The 16,560-nt window shown below is 64.7% G+C and carries 14 protein-coding genes and 1 pseudogene; 10 read left to right on the forward strand and 5 right to left on the reverse strand.

Translation table 11 applies throughout. The features are described 5' to 3' along the window. Positions 1-33 precede the first annotated feature (33 nt). Genes U0034_RS26185 through U0034_RS26195 form a run of 3 tightly spaced genes read right to left on the reverse strand, consistent with a single transcriptional unit; the run spans position 34 to position 3,691 of the window. Complete coding sequence (locus U0034_RS26185; RefSeq protein ID WP_233211823.1) at positions 34-699, reverse strand: cytochrome c oxidase subunit 3; 666 nt, start codon at positions 697-699, stop codon at positions 34-36. Further along, positions 696-2,669 (reverse strand): cytochrome c oxidase subunit I, encoded by a 1,974-nt coding sequence (gene ctaD / locus U0034_RS26190; protein WP_085228779.1) that lies wholly within the window; start codon positions 2,667-2,669, stop codon positions 696-698. The genes U0034_RS26185 and ctaD overlap by 4 nt, the downstream gene beginning before the upstream one ends. A 29-nt stretch (positions 2,670-2,698) precedes the next feature. After that, a complete protein-coding gene (locus tag U0034_RS26195; RefSeq protein WP_085228899.1) occupies positions 2,699-3,691 on the reverse strand; it encodes a cytochrome c oxidase subunit II in 993 nt (330 codons plus the stop codon). A gap of 355 nt (positions 3,692-4,046) precedes the next feature. Here U0034_RS26195 and U0034_RS26200 point away from each other — a divergent pair, with 355 nt between their 5' ends. The 3 genes from U0034_RS26200 to U0034_RS26210 all read left to right on the forward strand — a co-directional run bounded on the left by U0034_RS26200 (position 4,047) and on the right by U0034_RS26210 (position 8,517). Beyond that, positions 4,047-5,120, forward strand: a complete 1,074-nt coding sequence (locus U0034_RS26200) for an SDR family oxidoreductase (protein WP_085228900.1) — start codon at positions 4,047-4,049, stop codon at positions 5,118-5,120. Positions 5,121-5,249: 129 nt separating this feature from the next. Further along, complete coding sequence (locus tag U0034_RS26205) at positions 5,250-6,524, forward strand: Nramp family divalent metal transporter (RefSeq protein ID WP_085228901.1); 1,275 nt, start codon at positions 5,250-5,252, stop codon at positions 6,522-6,524. Positions 6,525-6,936: 412 nt separating this feature from the next. Continuing rightward, positions 6,937-8,517 carry an aldehyde dehydrogenase (NADP(+)) gene (locus tag U0034_RS26210; RefSeq protein ID WP_085228780.1) on the forward strand — a complete coding sequence of 527 codons (1,581 nt, stop codon included), beginning with the start codon at positions 6,937-6,939 and terminating at the stop codon, positions 8,515-8,517. Positions 8,518-8,587: 70 nt separating this feature from the next. On the opposite strand, the gene U0034_RS26215 is transcribed toward U0034_RS26210, so the two are convergent. After that, entirely contained in the window at positions 8,588-9,190 is a 603-nt protein-coding gene (locus tag U0034_RS26215) for a short chain dehydrogenase (RefSeq protein WP_085228781.1), read from the reverse strand. A 12-nt stretch (positions 9,191-9,202) separates the two neighbouring features. Continuing rightward, entirely contained in the window at positions 9,203-9,667 is a 465-nt protein-coding gene (locus U0034_RS26220) for a hypothetical protein (RefSeq protein ID WP_139831180.1), read from the reverse strand. Between the two features lie 414 nt (positions 9,668-10,081). On the opposite strand from U0034_RS26220, the gene U0034_RS26225 reads away from it, so the two are divergent. From U0034_RS26225 to U0034_RS26255, 7 genes and pseudogenes are all read left to right on the forward strand, one after another. Next, a complete protein-coding gene (locus U0034_RS26225) occupies positions 10,082-10,315 on the forward strand; it encodes a hypothetical protein (protein WP_085228783.1) in 234 nt (77 codons plus the stop codon). A gap of 135 nt (positions 10,316-10,450) precedes the next feature. Beyond that, on the forward strand, positions 10,451-11,395 hold the full coding sequence (gene epsC, locus U0034_RS26230) for a serine O-acetyltransferase EpsC (protein ID WP_085228784.1): 945 nt from the start codon (positions 10,451-10,453) through the stop codon (positions 11,393-11,395). Then, positions 11,392-12,234, forward strand: a complete 843-nt coding sequence (locus U0034_RS26235; RefSeq protein ID WP_085228785.1) for an AraC family transcriptional regulator — start codon at positions 11,392-11,394, stop codon at positions 12,232-12,234. Before epsC ends, U0034_RS26235 begins: the two co-directional genes overlap by 4 nt. 293 nt (positions 12,235-12,527) lie before the next feature. Next, a complete protein-coding gene (locus U0034_RS26240; RefSeq protein WP_139831181.1) occupies positions 12,528-13,835 on the forward strand; it encodes a DUF6402 family protein in 1,308 nt (435 codons plus the stop codon). Next, positions 13,799-14,254: a hypothetical protein gene (locus U0034_RS26245; RefSeq protein WP_085228786.1), complete on the forward strand. Its 456-nt coding sequence runs from the start codon at positions 13,799-13,801 to the stop codon at positions 14,252-14,254. The genes U0034_RS26240 and U0034_RS26245 overlap by 37 nt, the downstream gene beginning before the upstream one ends. A gap of 76 nt (positions 14,255-14,330) precedes the next feature. Continuing rightward, a pseudogene (locus tag U0034_RS26250) lies at positions 14,331-15,466 on the forward strand (transposase). A 149-nt stretch (positions 15,467-15,615) separates the two neighbouring features. After that, the gene (locus U0034_RS26255; protein WP_085228787.1) at positions 15,616-16,548 is read left to right on the forward strand and encodes a DMT family transporter; all 933 of its coding nucleotides are present in this window, start codon (positions 15,616-15,618) and stop codon (positions 16,546-16,548) included. Positions 16,549-16,560 lie beyond the last annotated feature (12 nt).

Raw genomic sequence — 16,560 nt, forward strand, 5'->3', positions numbered from 1 at the left:
CCTCGAGCGGTGTGCCGCCAGCCAGCCAGTCAGTCAGTGCGGTATGCGCGGCGCCAGATAGATCACGGCATAGATGGGCGGCCAGCTCAATACGACGAAGTACCAATAGAGTGCGTTTTCGCTGACGTCCACGAAGCGGCGCCCCTCGATCGGCCCCGTGAAGAGCAGCGCGCCGAGCACGAGCGTGTCAACGGCATCGGTGAGCAAATGGGTGGTATGCAAGCCGAGCAGTAGCCAGATCGTCGAGCCATATGCGTTCGCGTACCACTTCGCGTTCAACGAAGCGAATTCGAAGCCGCGAACGACGAGCGCCGCCGCGGCGAACGCGAGGCACACGGTCACCCAGCGCCGGCAGCCCGACAGATCGAGCCGGTGGGCCGCGCGTTTGGCGAGCGCGTTGGGCGCCATGCTGGCAAGGAGGATCGCCGTGTTGACGGTTGCCCAGTCGAGCGAGGGCGGCGGCGCATCGAGCGGCCATGCGGCATTGACGCCGCGCAGATAGAAGAAGACGGCGAGCGCGAGTGCGAAGGCGGTGCCTTCGATCAGCATCAACGCCGTCGTCGCCCACCACATGAGGCTGCGATGGCCGAAGGCGAAGCTCGGCAATCCCTGTACATCGAGTGTTGCGCGGCTGACGTTGCGCGATGCCGGAGTCCGCTCCCCCGCGCGCTCGTGGCCTGCGTTGGCGGCGTGGTTCATGGCGCGCGCTCCAATGCCATCGCCTGAGCGTGATGCCGCCGCGTTGGCCAGAACCAGACGATCAGCGTGACGGCAACGGGCACCGAGCCCCAGACGACGGCCCACGGGGTGAATACGGAGCCGATGAAAAGCACTGTCGTCGCGAGGGCGCTCAGGAACGGCCAGATGGATGGCGTCGGGAAAAGCGAGCGGAGGTCGGGGCGCGCGTCGAGCACGGTGGTGACGAGTACCTCGCGCGCGTTCGCGGCAAGACCGGCCACGTATTCGGGCTCGCGGCGCGGCGCCCAGAGCGGATCGCGCGCGTGCACCACGGGCACCACGTCGAAATTGTGCGGCGGTGGCGGGCTCGGCGTCGCCCATTCGAGTGTGCCGCCGCCCCACGGATCGGCTCCCGCCCGCACGCCATGACGGCGCGCGCGCCAGACGTTGAACAGGAACAGCACGACGCTTGCGGCGATGGCGGCGGCGCCGAGGCTGGCGACCATGTTCATCGGCCCCCATCCCATGCTGGCCGGATACGTCCAGACGCGGCGCGGCATGCCTTCGAGGCCGAGCAGGTGCATCGGAAAGAACGTCAGATTGAAGCCCGCGAAGAAGAGCCAGAATTGCCAGCGGCCGAGCCGTTCGTCGAGCATGCGTCCGGTGATCTTGGGGAACCAGTAGTAAAGGGCGCCGAAGAGCGGGAAGACGGCGCCGCCGATCAGCACGTAGTGCAGGTGCGCGACGACGAAATAGGTATCGTGCAATTGCAGGTCGAGCGAGACGGAGCCGAGCATGATGCCCGTCATGCCGCCGAGCACGAGGATGAAGAAGAATGCGAGCACGAAGAGCAGCGGCGTCTTCGCATTGAGGCGGCCGGTAACGAGCGTGGCGATCCAGCAATAGATCTGCAGCCCGGAAGGCAACGCGATCATGACGCTTGCCGCCGTGAAAAAGCTCTTGCCGAGCTGCGGCACGCTCGTGGCGAACATGTGATGCACCCAAAGGCCGAACGCCATGAACGCGGTGGCAATGAGCGCGAGCACGATCGCGGTGTAGCCGAACATCGGACGGCGCGCGAAAGTGGGGATGATCGACGAAATGAAGCCGAGCGCCGGCACGAAGATCAGATAGACCTCCGGGTGGCCGAAGAACCAGAAGAGGTGCTGCCAGAGCAGCACGTCGCCGCCGAGTGCCGGATTGTAGAACTGCGTGCCGACGAGCCGGTCCAGGATCAGCGCCGTGCTCGCGACCATGACGGCCGGCATGGCGAAGATGACCATGAATTGCGTGACGAGGGTGGCCCAGGCGAAGAGCGGCATGCGGTTCAGCGACATGCCCGGCGCGCGCATCTTGAGAATCGTGGTGCTGAGGACGATGGCCTCGAGCAGCGCCGAGAGTTCGGTGAAGGTAATCATCTGCGCCCAGATGTCCGAGCCCTTGCCGGTGGCGTAGTTGGGCCCGGCCAGCGGGACGTAGCTGAACCAGCCGCTACGCGGGGCCGCGCCCAGGGCGAAGGCCACGTAAAGCGTCAGTCCGCCGAAAAGAAAAATCCAGTAAGCGTAGGCGTTCATGCGCGGAAATGCGACGCTGCGGGCGCCCACCATCAGCGGTATGAGGTAGCCGGCCACGGCCTGCATGACCGGCACGGCGAAGAGAAACATCATCGTCGTGCCGTGCATCGTAAAGAAGGCGTCGTAGGTGTCGGGCGCAAGCAGGCGTGCATCGGGCCGTGCCAGCTGGAGCCGCATCGCGAGTGCGAGCAATCCCGCCAGCGCGAAGAACACGAACGTGGTGACGATGAAGCGCCGCGCGATCGTCTTATGGTTGACCGCGGCCAGTGCACCGAGCCAGCCGGGCGGGTCGCTCCAGGTTTGGGCCAGCGCGGCGCATACGGCTTCGCTCGCCTCCGGGCCGTCCACCAGGCGGCCTTCGGCGGGCGTGCGCGGTACTCGCTCGGTATGGTCGGATGGGTTGCGGTCAGGGGTCATGGCGGCGTCGGACGGAGCTCGGGGCAGCGCTATCGGAGGGTGGTGAGCCAGGCGACGAGCGCTTGGAGGTCGGCGGCGGGTAGCGAAGACGCAGGCATCGTTGCACCGGGCTTCGCTGCGTTCGGGTCGCGAATCCAGGCGGCGAGACTGGCCGCGTCGTTCGGAATCGAGCCGGCCGCCAGCGTTTGCCGGCTCATCAGATGCGTGAGGTCGGGGCCGAGCGAGCCGGCGGCGCTCGTACCCCGCACCGTATGGCAGCCGGCGCACGACGACTGCTCGAAGATCTGACGGCCGCGCACAGCCAGCGCATTCGCCGGTGCGCCGGCCGGCTCGCGCTGACGTGCGGCCCACGCGGCGTAGCGCTCGGGCGCCTCCGCCACGATCGTCATCGCCATCAGCGCATGCTCGGCTCCGCAAAACTCCGCGCACTGCCCGCGGTAGACGCCGGCTTTGTCGGCGCGAAACTCGATCGTCGTCGAGATGCCGGGCAAAAGATCTTTCTTCCCGTGCAGGTTCGGCACCCAAAAGCCGTGAATGACGTCACCGGCCGCGAGCGAGATGACGACGGGGCGGCCGACGGGTACATGCAGTTCGTTGGCGACGGTGAAATCGGCCGCGTCGCCGTCGCGCGCATAGTTGGCCTGCCACCACCATTGCCATCCCACGAGGTCGATGTGAAGCGCGTTTGCGACGGGCAGTCTCGACAGCGCACGATCGGTCAGCGCATCGGCCACGGTAATGCCGGCGAGCAGCAGTACGGATGCCGCGCTGGCGGCCACGACGGCGCGGCGCGCCGCGCGCTCGGGGCGCGCGCTGCCGCCGAGATCGGGCGGCGTCGATTCGTCGGCCCGCCGGCCGCGCCGTGCCAGTGCGACGAGCACGATGGCCAGCACGGCGGCGAATACGGCGCCCGTTACGACGAGCGTGAGGTTCCAGAGCCTGACGATGTGCGCAGCTTGCACGCCCGCAGGCGTAAGCGCATTCTGGTGCGTCGCTGCATGCGCGAGCACGGCCGGGACCATGCATGCGGCGAACGGCGCGAATGCCGTGCGAAGGCGAGCGGCGCAGCGGCGTCGTAGCAGGAGCGGCCGGCGCGGCCCGCGCAAAAAGGCGCTCGTCGAGGCGCGCAGTCTTTTCATCCGGGCTTGCCGAGAGAGAGGGACCTTCCGCGCTCAGCAGATTCCGTACCCGCCGCGCGGCGCTGGACGGGCCGCACGGATCGGCGCTCTCTGGGCAATGCTTTTGGCAACGCGCGGCGGCCGGGCCGCATGGCCATGCGGCGGCGGGAACGAAGGTTGCGTCGCTCGGCAGACCGCCGCCGCGGCGGTCGAGTGCGCCTCGCCTGCGCATGGTTCGATGCCAACAACGGAGGCTGCCATGAACGTGAAACTCAAACCCATCGATCAGCAGACCATCGTCATCACCGGCGCCACGAGCGGCATCGGGCTTGCGACGGCACGTCTTGCGGCCCGGCGCGGCGCGCGTCTGATGTTGATCGCGCGCAGTGCGCCGGCGCTCGAGGAACTGGCGGCCGAGCTTGCCGGCGCGCGCGAGGGGGCGACCGGGCCGTCGGTCTCGGGGCGCGGGGCGGTGGTCGACTACGCCGTGGCGGACGTGGGCGAGCCGGATCAGGTCGAAAAAGCCGCGGCGCAGGCCATCGCGCGATTCGGCGGCTTCGACACGTGGATCAATAACGCCGGTGCGTCGATCTTCGGCCGCTATGCCGACGTCCCGCTGGAGGAGCAGCGCAAGCTCTTCGATACGAACTTCTGGGGCGTCGTGCACGGCTCGCTGGCAGCCGTGCGCCATCTGAAGACGCGCGGCGGGGCGCTGATCAACCTCGGCAGCGAATTGTCGGATCTGGCCATTCCGCTGCAGGGCACCTATGTGGCTTCGAAGCATGCGGTGAAGGGCTATACCGATGCGCTCCGGCTCGAGTTGATCGCCGAGCGCGCGCCGGTATCGGTGACGCTCATCAAACCCTCGGCCATTCACACGCAATTCGTCGAGCACGCGCGCAATCATCTCGAAGTCGAGCCCAAGCTGCCTGCACCCGTCTATGCGCCGGAACTCGTCGCCGAGGCCATTCTCCATGCGGCCGGGCACCCGGAGCGCGAACTGTTCGTCGGCGGTGCGGGGCGCACGCTATCCGCATTCGCGCGGCATTTGCCGAGGCTTTTCGATCGTGTCATGAGCCGCAACGGCTTGCGTTCGCAAATGAGCGACCGCGAACCGTCGGCAGGCGACGGCCTCGAGCAGGGGGCGAGCGGGCTGCGCGAACGTTCGGAGATGCCGCGGCGCGTGTTCCGGTCGAGCCTTTATACGCAGGCGGTGATGCATCGGCGCGGCACGACAGCAGTGGCGCTCGGCGCGGCGGCGCTCGTGGCCCTCGCGGCGCTGACACGTCAGCGCGACACGAACCACGGCAGGCAGCGCCGGCGCAACGCCTGAGCGCGGCGGTGTTTCCGGCCGCGCCGCCACGGCGGCGGCGCGTGCTTTGTCCGACGCCGCCGTGATATCGCTCCTGTGCACGCCATGCCGCTCGAACCCGACAGAAGCAGTGCGATCGACGAGGTACCCATGCCTGACCGCCCGCGCGGATCGAGCGCGCGCACGACCGCGCGCGTTCGAGAAGTGCTCGATGGCCGCCGCCGCGGCCTGGGCGTGCTGCTGCCATTCGCCGGCCCTGCCGTCGTGGTGTCCGTCGCCTACATGGACCCCGGCAACATAGCGACGAACCTTCAGGCGGGAGCCGGCTACGGCTATTCGCTGCTGTGGGTCGTTCTGCTCGCGAACGTGGTCGCGATGCTGTTTCAGGCCATCTCGGCGCGCATCGGCCTCGTCACCGGCGAAAGTCTCGCGAAGCTGTGCGCAAGCAATCTGCCGCGGCCGGTGGTCTATGCCGTGTGGGCCGTCAGCGAAATCGCCGCGATGGCGACCGATCTCGCGGAATTTCTCGGCGGCGCCATCGGCCTGTCGTTGCTTGCGCATCTGCCGCTGCTCGTGGGCATGGCGATCACCGCGGCGTTGACGTGGGGCCTGCTGCTCATGCAGGCGCGTGGCTTTCGCCCGTTGGAGCTTGCCATCGGCGCGCTCGTCGGCGTGATCGCACTGGCCTATACGGCGCAGCTCTTTTTCGTGCAGCTCGACTGGCCCGCGCTTGCACACGGCACATTCACGCCGTCGATCGCCGACGGCGAAGCGCTGCTCGTCGCCGTGGGCATCATCGGCGCGACCGTGATGCCGCACGCGCTATTTCTGCATTCGGGCCTGACGGGCGAGCGGATCAGGCCGCGCGACGACGGCGATCTGCGCAGACTCGTGCGCTACGCCAATGCCGAAGTCGTCATCGCCCTGGGCGTGGCCGGCCTCGTGAACATGGCGATGGTTGCCATGGCGGCCGGTGCCTTTCATCGGGGGCATGCCCAGATCGCCGAAATCCAGGCCGCCTACCATACGCTCACGCCGCTGTTCGGCTCGATGGCCGCGGGCCTCTTTCTCACCTCGCTGATGGCCTCGGGCATTTCGAGCTCGGTAGTCGGCACAATGGCCGGGCAGATGATCATGCGCGACTTCCTCGGCTTCGCCGTGCCGCTTTCGGTCAGACGCCTTGTGACGATGGTGCCGGCATTCATTATCGTGGGGCTCGGCTTCGACGCCACGCGCGCCCTCGTGCTGAGCCAGGTCGTGCTGAGTCTGGCTGTGCCCGTGCCGATGATCGCGCTGGTCGTCTTCGCGAGCCGGGCGCGCACGATGGGCGCTTACCGGCTGGGGCCGTGCGTCGTCGCGCTTGCCGTCGTGTGCGCGGCGGCCGTGCTCGGCATGAACGGCGTGCTCGTCGCGCATCTCCTCTGACCGATGCCGCCATGCGTTTCCGTGCGCTTCGGGATGGTCTGCGGGCGGCGGCGCGCGGACGGTCCGGGCGCCGTGAAGGCCCTCCCTGCTCCGACCGGTGAGGGTTTTCGGGATCGACCGAATCTGAGTCGTCGCGTGGTGGTTTCCTCGCCGCTTGCGCCGCGGCATGAGCCGCACCTGCGGCCCGTCCGGCGCCGCGCCAAGCCGGTTGTGCCCAAAGCAGTGAGCGGGCGGGCTGCTTGCCGGCCTGTTCTCCGCGCTTCGAAGCCACCTTCAAAGGTGAGAGTTTTCGGGATTGGCGGCTGTTCTTGCCACAAGCGCGTCACATCGCGAAATCGAAAATCGTGCGAAGATCGCTGGTTTGGACGCGGCATCGGCCTCGTCGTGACGATTGAACCTATAGGAGACTCAGATGCAGATCACCGGAGAGATGCTGATCGGCGGCGAGGCGGTGCGTGGCACGGCCGGCACGTTGCGTGCGTTCGACCCGGCTCGCAACCTCGAGATCGAGCCGGCTTTCGGGGCGGGCGATGCAGGCGATGTCGACCGCGCATGCCGGCTCGCGCAGGGGGCGTTCGACGCCTTCCGGCAAGCGCCGCTCGAGCAGCGTGCGAAGCTGCTCGACGCGATCGGGGACAAGATCATGGCATTGGGCGATGCCCTGATCGAGCGCGCCCAGATCGAATCGGCCCTGCCGAAGGCGCGCCTCGAAGGCGAACGCGCACGCACGGTCGGCCAGCTCAAGCTGTTCGCGGCGCTCGTGCGCGATGGCCGCTGGCTTGGCGCGACGCTCGATTCGGCGATGCCCGAGCGCAAGCCGCTGGCGCGTTCGGACCTGCGTCTGCAGAAAATTCCGTTGGGGCCTGTTGCCGTGTTCGGGGCAAGCAACTTTCCGCTCGCGTTCTCGGTGGCCGGCGGCGATACCGCTTCGGCCCTGGCGGCGGGCTGTCCCGTTGTGGTGAAGGCGCATCCGGCGCACCTCGGAACCTCGGAGCTCGTCGGCCGCGCCATCCGGGAGGCCGTGGCCGAAAGTGGCCTGCCTGCCGGCATCTTCTCGCTCGTGCTTGGCGCGGGCAACGCGATCGGCGAGGCGCTCGTTGCGCACCCGGCGATCAAGGCCGTCGGCTTCACGGGTTCGCGTGGCGGCGGCGTCGCGCTGATGAACATCGCGGCGCGGCGCCGCGAACCGATTCCGGTGTATGCCGAGATGAGCAGCATCAATCCGTTCTTCGTGCTGCCCGGTGCGCTGGCTGCACGCGGCGAAGCGATCGCGAACGGTTTCGTCGAATCGCTGACGCTGGGCGTGGGGCAGTTCTGCACGAATCCGGGGCTTGTGGTGGTGCTCGAAGGGCCACACCTGCAGAGCTTCGTCGACGCGGCCGCGAAGGCCCTGGAGAAGAAGGGCGCGCAGACGATGCTGACGGCCGGCATCGCGTCGGCCTACCGCGACGGCATTGCGCGGCGCGCGGGCATCGACGGCATCAAGCGCCTTGGCGAGGGCGCCACGACCGATGCGCAAAACGCGGCGCTGCCGTCGCTGTTCGCGGCGACGCAATCGCAATTCCTCGCGAACGCGCCGCTCGAGGACGAAATCTTCGGCCCGACGTCGCTGATCGTCACATGCCGCGACATCGCCGAGATGATGGAGCTGGCCGAGCGTCTGGAAGGCCAGTTGACGGCCAGCCTGCACCTCGAGCGCGACGATCACGACCTCGCGCGCCAGTTGTTGCCGACACTCGAGCGCAAGGCCGGCCGTATTCTCGCCAACGGTTTTCCGACTGGCGTCGAGGTTTGCCATGCGATGGTGCACGGCGGGCCGTACCCGGCCACGTCCGATCCGCGTTCGACGTCGGTCGGCACGCTCGCGATCGAGCGGTTCCTGCGGCCGGTCTGCTATCAGGACTTGCCCGCGGCGCTGCTGCCGCAATCCGTGCAGGACGAGAACCCGCTCGGCCTTTGGCGCCTGCGTGATGGTGCGTTCGAGCGTCGCTGAGCGCAAGCGATGACGGGCGGCGCAGCGGCTTGGCCGCGCGCCTGCCCCTTACCTCGTTACCCGCGTTCCTTCAGCCGCCCACGTGATAGATGCGCCCCGTCTGGGCGCCTTCCACGCTGCGGCAATATGCCATTGCCGCACGCTCCGCCGTAACGGGCTCGAAGCCTTGGAAATACGATCCATACGCGTCGAGCGATTCCGCGAGCACGGTCGGGCTGACGAGATTGATGCGGATGCCGCGCGGCAATTCTATTGCCGCGCCGCGCACGAAGCCTTCGAGTGCGGCGTTGACGGTCGTCGCATTGATACCGTCGCGAACAGGCTCTTGCGCCAGAATGCCGCTTGTGAGCGTGAACGAGCCGCCATCGCGAACATGATGCTGCGCGGCCAGTACCACGTTGACCTGCCCCATCAGCTTGTCGCACAGGCCGATCCAGAATTGATCGGCCGTCATGTCGTGAAACGGTCCGAAGTGCACTTTGCCGATCGTCGTCACGACAGCGTCGACCGACCCGATTTCGTGAAACAGCCGCTCGACGCCCGATAGATGCGTTGCGTCCACGTGGTAATCCCCATGCGTTGCACTCACCTCCACGATTTCATGGCGCTGAGCCAGCGCCGTGCTGACCGCTTTGCCGAGCGTGCCGCTCGCGCCGATGACGACGACTTTCATGGATTGCCTCCTTCACCGTTCGGGCCGTTCGCCGCGAAGCGGCCATGCGAGCAACACGGCCGCGGCGGCCTTGCAAAGGGCACCGGCGCCCGTCACGATCGCGGCCGGCACCGACATTGCCCATTCGGCCGGCAATGCCGGCGCGGCGAAAAGGGCACCTGCCAAGCACAGCACGATCGTGACCCAGCGTGCCCAGCGGCGGCCCAGCGCCACGAAAGCATAGAGCGCGCCGAGCAGCACGCGCGCCAGGATTGCGGCGGCAAACGCCGATGCACCGATTTGCGATGCATCGTGCGGCGGCAGCCAGGCGAACTCGAACGGTATTTCCAGCCATGAGGCAGCGTAGGCGGCGCCGAGAAAAAGGAGCGCCGCGTGCCATCGTTTCGCCGAGCGCGGTTCGAGCGCCGCGCGCTGTGCGTCGAATGCAAGTCGCATCCGCTGCATCGCCGTGCCGGGAAGGGGGCGGCTCGCATTCATGGTCTGCTCGCAAGGTTTGCGCGTCAGGTTCGTCGGCCACGGCGCGTATCGTTCGATGCGTTTGAAACAACCGTTATCGCTCATCAAGCGTAGTGCAGCGGCTGACAACTTCAAGCTCGAACGCGTGCGTCGCGACGCGATCCCGCACGCGCGCGTGGATCATTCTCGAGCCATGCCGCAAGAGTCGTTCCGACAGGTTGGCCGAAGAACGCGGGCGCGACGACACGACACGGGACGACGGAACGAGAACGATTTATTTCTCGTGCAACCTGCGTTTTCTACAGAGTATGATTCCAATCCTGCGCGCACGAGCCGCCGCGAAGGTCATGGCTCGCGCGCCCGGCTGCTGCGTCGAACCGTGTTGGGCGCTCGCTGGCGGCCCCATACGAAGAGGTTTCAGGAGGCAGACGAGTCATGCATTCCGACGCCGCATTCACTCACCGCGGATACCTGCTCAACTGCGCGCCGGCACGCGCGGGAGACGGCTTTTTTCAGCCGTACGTGGTGATTTCCCGATCGAGCGACGGCGAACTCGTCGCGAACCGTTTTTTTCCCGTCGATCTGCGCTTTCGCGACGAGGCGACAGCCATCGCGTATGCGCGCGACTGGGCAGTACGCTGGATCGATGCCAGCAGTGTGACGGTCTGACGAAGCCGCGCTCGCCGGTGCGGCGGGCGGGCCAGACGCACTGACCGAACGGTCGAGGCACGCTGCGCGAGAAAAAGCGGTAACCTCCGTACAAGTATCACTTTCCCGCTGCGCGGCTCGCGGCTTCGTCTCATCATGTCCAATCCGTCTTCTTCTCCCTGGGGGCTCGACCAGATCGTCGCCGAGCTTCGCGCGTCGCGCGAGGAGCTTCATCGCACTCGCCATCCGCGTGGTATCCGCGAGTTGCCCTCGCGTCAGGCGATCGTCGGTATCGTCAACGGCTTGCGCGCGGCAATGTTTCCGACGCATTACGGCGCCCCCGATCTGACCGACGAAAGCGTCGATTACTACGTCGGCCATACGCTCGAAAGCACGCTGCGGCTGCTCAGCGAGCAGGTGCGCCGTGCGCTGCGGTTTCTACCGGAGCATGCGGATACCGCCGAGGCCGAGCTGAGCGCGGTTGCGTTTGAAATCACGCGCATGCTTGCGGCCCAATTGCCCGCGATCCGAGCGCTGCTGGTCAGCGATATCCAGGCCGCGTTCGCGGGCGATCCGGCCGCGCAGCACATCACCGAGATTCTGCTGTGCTACCCCGGCGTACTGGCGATGATGCACCATCGCCTCGCTCATGCGCTGCACCGGCTGGGCGTGCCGCTGCTCGCGCGCTTCATCAACGAGATCGCCCATTCGGCCACCGGCATCGACATCCACCCCGGCGCCCAGATCGGTTCGAGCTTTTTCATCGACCACGGCACTGGCGTCGTGATCGGCGAGACGGCGGTCATCGGCGAACGCGTGCGCGTGTACCAGGCCGTGACGCTCGGCGCGAAAAGTTTCCCGGCCGATTGCGAGGGAACGCTCGTAAAGGGGCGCGCGCGGCATCCGATCGTCGAGGACGACGTCGTCATCTACGCGGGGGCGACAATCCTCGGGCGCGTCACGATCGGCCGCGGCGCCGTGATTGGCGGCAACGTTTGGCTCACGCACAGCGTCGCACCCGGCGCGAACGTTTCGCAAGGCAACGTGCGGGAGGGCGCACGCGGCGACGATCCCGATAGCGGCAAGCGGCAGCCAAGATGAAACGCGTAGGGGGCGGCCGCGTCATGGCGGTGCGATGCACCATCGAAGGCGTCGAAGCCACCGCCGCGGATACGGTGCATTCGTTTGCCCGCCATTCACACGACCAGTTCGGCGTGGGGCTCGTCACACGGGGCGCGCAGCGCTCGGCGAGCGGGCGCGGCCTTGTGGAGGCTGCCGCGGGCGATGCAATCACGGTCAATCCCGGCGAAGTACACGACGGCAGCCCGCTCGGGGGCGTGGCGCGTGCGTGGCACATGCTCTATGTCGAGCCGGCCCTCATGCGTACGGTCGCGAGGGATCTCGAAGCCGCGCGCGCGGATGGTTTCGAACTCGAGCGCCCGGTGCTGCGCGACGCGCGGTTCGTCATGCTGTTCGAGGCCGCATTCGCCGCTGCCGTGGCGCACCGTGATCGCTTCGACGCGCTCGCGCGCGACGAGGCGCTGTTCAGATTTCTTGCGGACGTGGTGCATCGTCATACGACCGCGCGCGCGAAGTCACGGTTCGCGCCGATGCGCACGGCGGCGAGCTTGCCGGTGCTGCGCGCCCGGGCCCGCATCGATGACGATCCAGCCGCTTCGCCCACGCTCGCGAGCTTGGCGGCCGAAGCGGGCCTGAGCCGTTTTCAGCTTTTGCGCGAATTCACGCGTGAAACGGGGCTTCCGCCGCATGCCTATCTCGTGCAGCGCCGCGTGGCGTTGGCGCGGCAACTCATTGCGGCGGGTTGCGCGCTGGCCGATGCCGCCGCTTCGGCAGGGTTCGCTGACCAAAGTCACATGACGCGCGCGTTCGTGCGGCTGCACGGCGTCACACCGTCGAATTACGCCTGCGCGGTGCGCTGACTCGCAAGGGGTGTCGTGGCGATGTGCCCGTGGCACCGTAATGCACGCTGCTATGAGGTCGAGGACCCTGGCAGATCGTGAACTCGTCCGATAATGGCGATGGCTCGCGGACACGAGCACCTTCGGTGGTTAAGCTGCTGTGAGCCCGTCGTGCTTTTGCCTCGTTCGGGTTCGGCCGCCGTTGGGCGGGCTCATTTCACTTATCTAGGAAATTGCCGCTGGCGATGGTTTAAACCGGGGCCAGAGGGTGTGCTATATTCGCCGCGATACTGAGGGTAGTAGAAATAATTCCAATGACAACGCTAAATAGAATTCCGTACTTCAAACCGGAAAAGGTCGGCTTTTTTTCGAACGACACAACGTGGAAAAAGGATGTTTGCAGGCCGCTGAATAATCCACAGGCTCACATCCTGATGGAGCGGCCGCCAAAAGGATGGACGCCGCCACCGCCTCCGCCGAAGGCGGAGGAACCGAAAATCGACAAGAAGGAAGAGAAGCAGCTAGAACAAGAACTTCCTGAGCCGCCGCAGTCAACTTCACCGGCAAAAAACAAGGATGACGAGGACGGCGACTGCTACACGCCGCCGCCGTTCGATATGCTCGACCTCCCGGGCGCGATGAAAAAGATGGGTTTTCCTGTTGCCGCCAAGTTGGCGCAGCGGTGGTTCGACGGCAGAAAATACATTCTTAGCAATGATCCATCCGCGTCCTATCCGGGCGACTTGGTGGATAAGGATGACGTTTCTCTCGGTTTCGTATTGAGCTATGATGGAGTCGTTCGGAAATATGAAAAATTGATACGCGAGGGAATCTATTCTGAAAATGCTTTGAGTTTTATGAAGAAGAAGATTCGGCAATTTGTTGAAAAAAAATTCATTGATTCGGGTGAATCGTTCAATGGGGTGATTGATGCCCTGTCCGTTTCTGGTGGGGATATTCAACGGCTGCACGAGGGCTTTCAGTTTCAGAAGGGGCCGATCAGTAGTTGGGATACGCTCTCCTCAAATCTGGGTATGACGGACCTAACGGCGTCGCTCGCAAACTTCGATTTCATGGCGGCGGTAGCAACAGCCAAGGTTGTGTCAGAAAAATACTACAACTACGACGGACCAAGCCCGCTTTACTGTTCGAAATCTAGTGTGGAGGTTTCACATATCTACGTCTACGCAAAGGATAGTTATTCGTTTGCGGACGATCCCAACAAGAGGACATCCCAATATCTCGGTCATTGGAACCGAAGCGGAATGATAATGGTTGTTCCGGCGGCTGCATCTGATACCGTCAATCGTGTAACAGGAAGTCGCGGCACCGACCTGCAATGGGGTGACTACCCAGATAAGCCGATCTTCATGCCGTATATTTATGATAATGGATATAAGAAGCCTGTTGACATCATGCGTGGGCTATTTAAAGATCATAGAAAACATGATATATATTATCCTGTTCGCAACGATGATTATAACGCGTGGCGTGAAAAGTATAATCGCGGCGGTGATTTTGTGATTTATACGGAGCCGAGAAAGATAAAGCTTCATAAGCCGATCAAATTCACTTTGGACCAAATATGCAAACCAAGGGCGCAGTCAAGTTTTTCTCGGTGATGATTAAGTTTTCAGAGATCGCTTTTGTGCTTGTAATTGTGATATATGCTGTCCTCTCAGTTCTCGATAGAATTTATCCGGAAAAATTCTATCGCTGCGATAAGTATACGAAACTTCTTAACGGTGGCGAAAAGATGTATGAGGGGAGGCGGCTGAATGTGGTTCTCTGTGGGACGGGCCCAGACAAGAACAGGATGAATGACAAGATTCGTTTGCAGATTTTCTCGGAAAATCATAGCTTGCTTGCGCAGAGAAAATTCTTCGTGGATTGGGATACCAATGCAGACAGGGAACTGGTCTATAGCCCTGATCGCGTAACGTATTTTGATTCGTCGCAGGAGAACGACTATGTACATAGCGTTAGGATGCCTCCCACGTGGTGGGATTGGGTGAAAGCAAGATTGCCACTGTTCAGCTAGTTTGCGACGCGTGAGGCCGCTTGGGAGCAGGTGCCGGTAGCGGCTTCGTCCTAGCTGAGTCTGGCCGGAACAATCCATGCGAGGCATCGGTAGTAAGCAGATCAACTTGAAGCATCCGTTGATTCGTCTTGCCGATCTGAGCGACTGGGAACGGTTGAACGCGGCGATAAGTGCGAGCTTCGTGTCGCAACGCGGCCGACCGACAACGTCGACGCGTTTGATCGCAGGGCTGCTGTATTTGCAGCACGCCTTTGACCTGTCGGACGAAGACGCGGTGTGGCAATGGCTGGAGAATCCGTATTGGCAGGTATTCATCGGCGAGACGTACTTGCAGACGAAGCCGCCGTTCGGTCCGTCGAGCCTGACGCGCTGGCGCAAGCGGCTGGGCGAGGCCGGCGTTGAAGAACTGTTGGCCGAGACGATCGATGCGGCCAAACGCGCGAACGTCATCAAGACTTCGAGCGTGAAGCGAGTGATTGCCGATACGACGGTGATGGAAAAGCGATTGCGCATCGCACCGATTCGCGCTGCGCACTTTGCGTTCGCGCGTGATGCGCGACGTCGAGCGCCAACTGGACGGCATCGCTCAGTAAGGTCGGGCGGCCGCGGAAGGGCTGATCGGCCGTACCGAGCGGATTCTCACGCAGAAGCAAAAGGACAAGAACAAGCTGTACGCGCTGCATGCTCCGGAGGTCGAGTGCTCGGCGAAAGGCAGAGCACGCAAGCCGTACGAATTGGACGTGAAGGTATCGATCACAACGACGCACAAGGAAGGGCTGGTCGTCGGAGCATCGTTCGATGCCGGGCAATCGGTACGGCGGGCATTCGCTGGCCGAAGTGTTGGAGCCGGCGGCGATCTTGAGCGACGTTCAGCCGGAGATTGCTGTCGTCGGCGGCTACAGAAGCGAAGCGTTACTGTCGATGTTGTGAAGGTCTCCGGGATTGCGGCGAGGTATAACGCGCGGCCTGCGCGCGATGATCCGGCGGCGCAGTGCGATCGAGCCGGTCATTGGACCGGTCATTGGACATATGAAGGCCGACGGCAAGCTCGGTCGCAATTGGCTCAAGGGTACGTTGAGCGATGCAATTTATGCGGTGCTGTGCCGCGTCGGCCATAACCTGCGGATGATCCTTCTCCGGCTGCGGCTTTTTTACGCCCTGGTTCTCGCCGCTTTGCTTAGCTTCGAAACCGCTAGGCCGTCGACGGCGTAGTTCGGGGCGACAAAACGAATTGTTTAGCGCCGACGAATTGCTGGCGCGGGCCACTATCCGGCGCTACCGCCTGCAATTTCGTTCAAGACGCTTCCCGGGGCGCGGGCCTATCGTGCGCGACATCTTCAGCGATACGAGAGGAGGCGCGAATGGGAGTGCGATGGATGGCCTATCTTTGCTGCACCTTGGCGATGATCGGCGTGGGCAGCACGGTGGTGGCAAGCAAGCTGATTGCAGCGGGGCTACCGCCCTTTACGGCAACCGCCCTGCGTTTTGCGATCGCTTTGCCGATCTTTATCGCGATCATGCGTCTCAGGGGCGAGCGGTGGCCGCGGCCGAGCCGGCGCGATGCCGCGCTGCTCGTGCTGCAAGCCGGATCGGGGAGCGTCGGCTATACGGTCTTCCTCCTGAGCGGCATGCGGCTCACGTCTGCCACGGATGCCGGCGTGATTGCCGGCACCCTGCCCGCGGTGGCGGCGCTCGTTGCCGTTTTCGCGCTGCGCGAGCGGCCATCGCCGGTGACGCTTGCGGCCCTCGCGCTGGCCACGTCCGGCGTGCTCGTCTGCACGAGCGGCGGGAGCCCCGCCCACGCTGCGCCGCCGGCGGCGCTCGGAGCCGCTCCGCGCGTATTCGGCAATCTGCTCGTGGTTGCAGCTGTGTTTTGCGAGGGGTTCTTCATTCTGCTCAACAAGCGATTAAGCACGCCCTTGTCGGCCTTGCAGATGTCGACCTCGATGACAGGCATCGGGCTCGTGCTCGCCCTCGTGCCAGCCTTTTTCGAACGCCCTTGGGCGCTGCATGCCGATGCGGCGGCGCTGGCAGGCGTCGTCTACTATGCGCTCGTGCCGACCGTGGCCGGGTTTCTGCTCTGGTTTGCCGGTGCGTCGCGTATTGCCGGTGCGCAGGCCAGCGCGTTCACTGCTTTCGTACCGGTCTCAGCGGCTGCACTCGCGGCGCTCGTGCTGCGCGAGACGATGACGCCCGCGCAATGGTGGGGGATGGGCTGTGTGGTCGGTGCGGTCCTGCTGATGGCAGGCGAGGGCGTGCGCACCGGCATGCGCCGCGGCGTGCCGGCGCAGTGAGGCGGGGCCGGC

The sequence above is a fragment of the Trinickia caryophylli genome (genome assembly GCF_034424545.1).
GTDB lineage: Bacteria > Pseudomonadota > Gammaproteobacteria > Burkholderiales > Burkholderiaceae > Trinickia > Trinickia caryophylli.